Origin of the sequence: Thioalkalivibrio sp. ALE19 (assembly GCF_000428605.1) — a bacterium.
Lineage (GTDB): Bacteria > Pseudomonadota > Gammaproteobacteria > Ectothiorhodospirales > Ectothiorhodospiraceae > Thioalkalivibrio.
The window spans coordinates 1-1,332 of record NZ_AUAG01000063.1 but is presented as its reverse complement, the minus strand read 5'-3'; the positions used below and the strand labels follow the sequence as shown (position 1 = coordinate 1,332).

General features: G+C 68.2%; 1 protein-coding gene. It reads left to right on the top strand.

All coding sequences use genetic code 11. The features are described 5' to 3' along the window. Positions 1-104 precede the first annotated feature (104 nt). A complete protein-coding gene (locus F787_RS0113995; protein WP_028492586.1) occupies positions 105-1,322 on the top strand; it encodes an IS110 family transposase in 1,218 nt (405 codons plus the stop codon). Positions 1,323-1,332 lie beyond the last annotated feature (10 nt).

The window sequence follows — 1,332 nt, the reverse complement described above, 5'->3', positions numbered from 1 at the left end:
CGTAGACATGATGGATTGACCTGCCCGACCTCGAGAGCGTGGGTTATGTTCTCGGGGTTGGGACAACCACCTTCAACACAGAGCCAATATCGAGGGGGCAGGTCATGAACCAGTTTAGCGCGGAAGGGATGAAGGATGCAGGGCCGGTGTCGGGTCTGGCCGGCGTGAGGCAGGCGGTGGAGCAGGCCGCCGATGTGTACGGCGTCTACATCGGGCTGGACGTGCACAAGGAGACGATCGCGGTGGCGGTGGCCGAGTGCGGTCGTGGAGCGCCGGAGTATTACGGCGAGATTCCCAACACGCCGAAGAAGGTGGCCCGGCTGCTCGAGCGGCTCAGCGCCCGGTACGGCGGCGAGCGGCTGTTGTGGGTGTACGAGGCCGGTCCGTGCGGATACGGGCTGTATCGGCAGATCCTCACCACCGGCCATGATTGCGAGGTCGTGGCCCCGTCCCTGATTCCGCAGAAGGCGGGCGAGCGGCGCAAGACCGACCGCCGCGATGCGCTGGGCCTGGCGCGGTTGTCGCGCGCCGGGGAACTGACCGCCGTCTGGGTCCCGACGCCGGAACAGGAGGCCATCCGCGACCTGACCCGCGCGCGGGAGGACATGAAGAAGCTGGAGCTCAAGGCGCGGCAGACGCTGGGCGCGTTTCTGCTGCGTCACGGCAAGGTGTATCCGGGCAAGAGCCGCTGGACACAGGCGCACTTTCGGTGGCTGGAGACGGTGACCTTCGACTCGCCCGTCCAGCAGATCGTGCTGCAGGAGTACATCGAGGCGGTCAGGGTGGCCCAGCGGCAGGTCGCCGGCCTGGAGCAGCAGATGCGCGAGGCGTTGCCGCACTGGTCACTTGCCCCGGTGGCGGAGGGCCTGATGGCCATGCGGGGCATCGGCCTGATCAGCGCCATGACGATCCTGGCGGAACTGGGGGACATCAGCCGGTTCGACTCCCCGCGCCAGCTGATGGCCTATCTCGGACTGGTGCCCAGCGAGCACTCCAGTGGTTCCAGCCGTCGCCAGGGAGGCATCACCAGGACCGGCAACGGGCATGTGCGGCGCGTCCTGGTGGAGGCCGCCTGGAACTACCGCTTCCCGGCACGCAAGACCCGCGAGATCGAGCGGCGCGCCGAGAAGGCCTCGGTGAAGGTCCAGGGCATCGCCTGGGAGGCGCAAAAGCGGTTATGCGGGCGCTACCAGCACCTGATGCGGGCCGGCAAGCTCAAGCAGCAGGTGACCACCGCGGTGGGCCGGGAACTGGCCGGCTTTATCTGGGCCATTGCCTGCGAGGTCATGGGCAGGGACCACGGCAGCCGGGCCACGGCCTGAGGCCGGCGGG